Below are 5,937 nucleotides of genomic sequence, written 5' to 3'. Positions count from 1 at the left end.
CGTCCCTGTGTAGCACCTTGCAAGTGCATTGTTATTAACACAGGTATTTTGCCTGAACAGCACAGAGGGCGCTCCTTTCAGTTCATTCTGTCTTACTTCTTCAGATCGTTAAGCGGGACTTAAGGTTACAGGCTGGAGAGGATGAAGCCTGGGTGGCAAGGATGCTGGGGCATGTGGATACGACCATGGTCAGGCGGGTGTACCGGAGGTTTATTCCTAACGCGGGTTTGTCGGGTGGGTATCGGTTAAGGAATGACTGGCGTTAACCGGTGCATCGAGCCCATGACATGATTTTTGGTATCCGCTGCGTGGTAACTTGCAGGCGAAGTCCTTTTTGTCATCGCTGATTATTGAAGAGTTACGCCGTTTACATGAAGGCATATTAGCCCGTTACGGTTTAAGACCGTCCCAATTCAAACGCTGGCAGGAAGTACAGAAAGGCTGTTAAAGAGGTGCAAATCGTGCCAAAACCGTTACAGTGACCCCCATTGCGATAATGATGAGATGACAACCCAATGGCAGCAAACTACGGCCAGACCTGGTGGGGTAAGCAATGGCTGGAAGCCTTTAACGGCATTGACTACAGCAACCGCCTGCCCCGTGGGCGTCGCTATGCCGGTAATGGCTCGGTATCCGATATAGAGCTTAAAGGCACTTCGACCCATGCGGATGTTCAGGGAAGACGACCAAGGCCATACAAGGTCAAGGTACATCTGCCCGGTTTTACCGTTAAGCAGCAACAGAGTATTTTAACGGCTGTCAGCCAGAGTCCCGCTCTGCTCGCCAAATTACTGAACCGTCAACTGCCGGTGCAGATGTTGCCACTGATGGAACAGCAGAAAATCCCTCTATTCCCCAAACACTGGGACGATATGGAAGCCAGTTGTTCCTGCCCGGACTGGGCGATGCCGTGCAAACATATCGCCGCCGTCATCTATCTGATCGCCAGTGAGATTGATAAAGACCCGTTTATGGTATTCCGCCTCCATGGAATGGATTTACCCGGAGCCATTGAAAAACAGACGGGTATGTCTCTGGCGAAAGCCGATACACCACCACAGATTATGTCCTTCTGGCAGCGCAAGCCCGTGGTTGAAGACTGGCAGTTGCCACAGTCCCCAACCTTTGAATCACTGGATCTCAGCACCATTGAACCTTTGGGTGAGAGGATTCAGGGCATTCTGACGCCAAAACCTTTGTTCTATGACAAAGAGTTCAAAACGGTATTAGCTGATTTTTATAAACGCAGCGCCCGCTATGTCAGCCAGTATGAAAAGCAACAGACTAAAGAAAATACGCTGGACGTTAATATTGCTGACTTCACCCTGACCCGGCTGGTGCTCGACAAGAATGGTCGTTTTCACTCAGTCCAAAGCACGAGTAATGGACAAGCATTGCATGAACCGGATGAGTGGATCAGCCTGTTAGCGTCATTACGCAATACCTACAGCCCTGAGCGTAGCCGATTTTTTCATAAAACCCTGCTCTGGCAATGGCTCTATCGTTTGTGCGTCAAGCTGGTGCAGCAACATGCCTGTATTCCGGCAGTCTTTATGCAACAGGACGACTGGACACTGATACAATGGCAACCGGCCTTGCTCAGTGATCCGGTGAAAACCCAGCTACAAATATTCTATGACCTGTGCCCACCAAACTTTGTGGTATTGGAAACAATCCCGCAAAACTGCAAAAAGCCTCAGCTGCATTATGCTGACAGCAAAACCCAGATTCACTTGGCCATCAATGCCATTATCAGCTTCTTTATGGAACACACCATGGAAGCAGCCCCTGATAAATACTGGAAAGAAGATATCTGCCGTCTGTTCTTTGCCGGATCACCCTGCCTGTTTAATCAGTTTGAAACCATTGCTTACCCCAAAGTGATTCGTAACTGGCTGAATCGGTTATCACTGGGAGAGCGGGAGCACCGTCTGCACCTGCTGGTTGAAGAGATGGATATTCCGGAAGAAGATGATCAGGTGGCTGAGCAGCTGTCCGTTGATATTCGGGTCGAACAAAAGCAGGCCATGCTGTCGTTACCTGAACTGTTTAAAGACGGGTCATTATCCAATACCAAAGTGAGCGTGCTGACGGATCTGGCATTGCTGGCTGATTATATGCCTGCTATTGAACAGCTTTACCAGACTCAAAAGAAACACCACCCGTTACAGTATTCTCTTCAAGCTTTCACCCCCATATTCCGGGAAACCCTCCCAGCCTTACAAATGTTGGGCATTCAGCTGGTATTACCTAAACGATTACGAAAACTGGTGTACCCACAGCTCAGTTTGTCTTTGTCAAAAAGTGGCAGTGATAGCGCTGTCAGTTATATGAACCTGGATCAGTTGTTACATTTTGACTGGCAGGTGGCGCTAGGAGACCAACGCATTCCAGTCAGCGAGTTTAACCAGCTGCTTCAGGGCTCTGAGGGCCTGGTCAAGATGCTGGATCAGTATGTCATGCTCGATGACAACAAATTGCAGCAACTGCTTAAAAAACTGGAGAATTTACCGGAAACTCTGTCCCGTATTGATCTGTTAAAAGCCGGTCTGTCCGGTGAGCTGGATGGTGCCAAAGTGGATTTAGGCGACAGCGCCCAACAACTGTTTGAGCAGCTGTTACAAGGTGAACCTGCCCCTTTACCAGCAAGCCTGAAAGCCAATCTTCGGCCTTATCAGCAACGGGGTTATGAATGGATGGCGCAGAATGCCCGCATCGGTTTTGGTTCATTGCTGGCAGACGATATGGGTCTGGGTAAAACCCTGCAGGTCATCACCCTGCTGTTGCATCAGCAGGAAAATGGCCAGCTGGATAAACAGAAAGCCCTGGTGGTCGCACCCACCTCCCTGCTCACTAACTGGCGTAAGGAAATTGAACGCTTTGCCCCGGATTTACGGGTGCAGGTCTATCACGGCAACAAACGACAACTCAATCAAGATGACCATGATGTTATCCTGACCAGCTACGGCCTGATCCGCAGCGACAGCACCACTCTGGGCAAACCCCGCTGGCGCACACTGGTCATTGATGAAGCCCAGAACATTAAAAACCCCGGTACCCAGCAGACCAAAGCCATTAAAAAGCTGAAATCCGATATCCGTATTGGTATGAGCGGCACACCGGTTGAAAATCGTCTGCGGGAATACTGGAGCGTATTTGATTTCACCAACAAAGGTTATCTTGGCACCCAGAAAAAATTTCAGGAAGAGCTGGCTACGCCTATTGAAAAAGACCGTGACCAGAATTGTCTGGACCGCTTCCGCAAACTGACCAGCCCGTTTATTCTCAGACGACTGAAGACCGATAAGTCCATCATCAGCGACTTGCCGGATAAAGTGGAGAGCAACCGTTTCTGTAACCTGAGCAAACAACAGGCATCGCTTTACCAGAATACGGTCAATACCATCATGGAAGACCTGACTTCCAGTGAAGAAGGCATTGAACGCAGAGGCATTATTTTCAAACTGCTCAATGCCTTAAAGCAGATATGTAATGCCCCGGCGCAGTTCCTGAACCATGACCGGATGGACATAGAAGAGTCCGGCAAGCTGGCGCTGTTTATGGAGCTGATGCGTGAGGCTATGGACGCCGATGAAAAGGTATTAATCTTTACCCAGTACACGACCATGGGCGAATTACTGGCAAACACATTACAGCAGGAAATGTCACTGGACGTCCCTTTTCTGCATGGCGGCCAGTCCCGCAAGAAGCGGGATGAGATCGTCGAAGACTTCCAGAATAACGGTCGCACCCGAGCCATGATTCTGTCCCTGAAAGCCGGTGGCACGGGGCTGAACCTGACAGCCGCCAGCCAGGTCATTCATTATGATCTCTGGTGGAATCCTGCGGTGGAAGCCCAGGCCACAGACCGAGCTTATCGCATCGGTCAGAAGCGCAATGTCCAGGTGCATCGCCTGATCACTGAAAACACCTTTGAGGAAAAGATTGATGCCATGATTCAGGGCAAAAAAGAGCTGGCTGATCTAACGGTTGCCAGCGGCGAACAATGGATTACCGAGTTGTCTGATCAGGAAATCAGAGAACTGGTGTCGTTGGATGTGCAGTTCTGACTTTATAAAACTCCTTTTGGCATCATAAAGCTGTATTTATGCACAGCGTTTCTTTTATCACCCATTTGAATGGGTAAACGATGAAACAATTACGGTAATAATAGTTACGATAACATTCTATGAGATTTGATATCCGAGAAGATGAGCTTGAACAGCTCCAGGGTTGGAGTGAACAGGCTTCTAAGGGAACTGCTCACCTGACGACTGTGGTAGGAAGGCGTAGAGTAGGTAAAACCGCACTGCTAAATAAAACTTTTCCTCAGAGTAATACTTCTGCAGCCTCTATCTATCTGTTTGTGTCCAGAAAACAGGAGTCATTGCTATGTGAAGAGTTTGTTGAGCAAATCAGAACGGTTTTAAATATTCCCATATTTGGTCAGCCTGCCCGTCTTCGGGAAGTCATGGAAATCCTGTTGCAGTTCAGCATCACAACACCGGTTACCGTCATACTGGATGAGTTTCAGGATATTCAACGGGTTAATCGAGCGTTTTTTTCCGAACTTCAGGATTTGTGGGATCGATACAGACAACAAAGCCGTATGCACCTGATTTGCTGTGGTTCTTTATACAGCCTTATGACCCGGCTGTTTCAGGATGGACGTGAGCCATTATTTGGTCGAGCTGATCATCGCATCAACCTTCAGCCGTTGCGCTGCCATTATATCGCCCAGATGCTGAATGACCGGCAGGAGTTTACGCCTGAAAAACTCTTGCAGTGGTATATGCTCAGTGGCGGTGTTCCAAAATATCTGGAGTGGCTGTTTAACATTGATCCTGCAACCGATCTTTGGTCGCAGCTGATTAACGAACACAGTCTGGTCATTGAGGAAGGGCATTATCGTCTGGCCGAAGAGTTTGGGCCAGAGCATGGTACCTATTTTTCCATACTGGCAGCTATCGCTTCTGGTAGTAAGAGCCGACCTGAAATTGAATCTTTGCTGGGTATTTCTGTGGGACCACAGCTTGATCGCCTGGAAAATGAATTTGATATTATCAGTCGAAACCGACCGGTGTTGTCTAAACCGGGAACCCGGTTGGTTAAATATCGGATTGCCGATGCTTTCCTGGCATTCTGGTTTCGCTTTATTTATAAGCACCGTAGCGCAGTGGAGATTGGTAACTTCCCGTTTATCCATAAAGTCATTGAACGAGACTACCCAACCTGGAGTGGTCACTGGCTGGAAGAAATCGTCAGGGAAGTGACTGCAGAAACCGGTGAGTACAATATCGTCGGTAGTTACTGGGAAAGAGGGAACCAGAATGAAATTGACCTTGTGGCGGTCAATGAACTGGATAAAAAAGTCCTGATTGCTGAAATTAAGCGTAACCCGAAAAATATTCGCAAAACTCATTTACAGGAGAAAGCCACCAAGCTGGTGCAGCAACTAAAGGGATATGACATTGAGTACAGGGGCTTTTCTCTGGACGATCTGGCAAATTGGTTTTGACAAGATTGCTTCACCATAGCTGTGCTGTCCGATTGGTCAATAGGCGACGCTACGCGCATGAAAATGTTTTTTCCTCACCAAGACCCATGAAATTCGCACAGGCGTGATTTAAATTCATGGCTAATATGACTATTACAGTTCAGATGGAATCAAGGCCGTTAGGAGGGATGAACGTCTGAAACAAGTGTTCCGGTTTTGCTCCGACCACAGGCACCCTGAAAGCATTTAGGGTGCAAACTGTCCATTATCAGGGTTACCAGTTTATGACCCATCAGACAATTTAGGTCACGCCTACCTTAAGTCCCGCTTAACTTTGAGGTAATGAGCGAGCAGGCTGTACTTTTGGTAAGAGAGTACAGTTTTCATACACTTTGCAGTCTAATCTACAGCATCAGCTTGTGTTCATAATTGTTCCGCTT

At 48.2% G+C, this 5,937-nt stretch carries 2 protein-coding genes; both read left to right on the top strand.

Features of this window, described 5'->3' with window-relative positions:
- Window positions 1-515 precede the first annotated feature (515 nt).
- Entirely contained in the window at window positions 516-4,070 is a 3,555-nt protein-coding gene (locus ACR2PX_RS11105; protein WP_433999426.1) for an SNF2-related protein, read from the top strand.
- Between the two features lie 119 nt (window positions 4,071-4,189).
- On the top strand, window positions 4,190-5,518 hold the full coding sequence (locus ACR2PX_RS11100; RefSeq protein WP_433999425.1) for an ATP-binding protein: 1,329 nt from the start codon (window positions 4,190-4,192) through the stop codon (window positions 5,516-5,518).
- Window positions 5,519-5,937 lie beyond the last annotated feature (419 nt).

The sequence above is a fragment of the Endozoicomonas sp. genome (genome assembly GCF_051008435.1).
Taxonomy (GTDB): Bacteria; Pseudomonadota; Gammaproteobacteria; order Pseudomonadales; family Endozoicomonadaceae; genus Endozoicomonas_A.
Note: the sequence above shows the minus strand (reverse complement) of the source record. Positions and strands in the feature narration are given on the sequence as shown.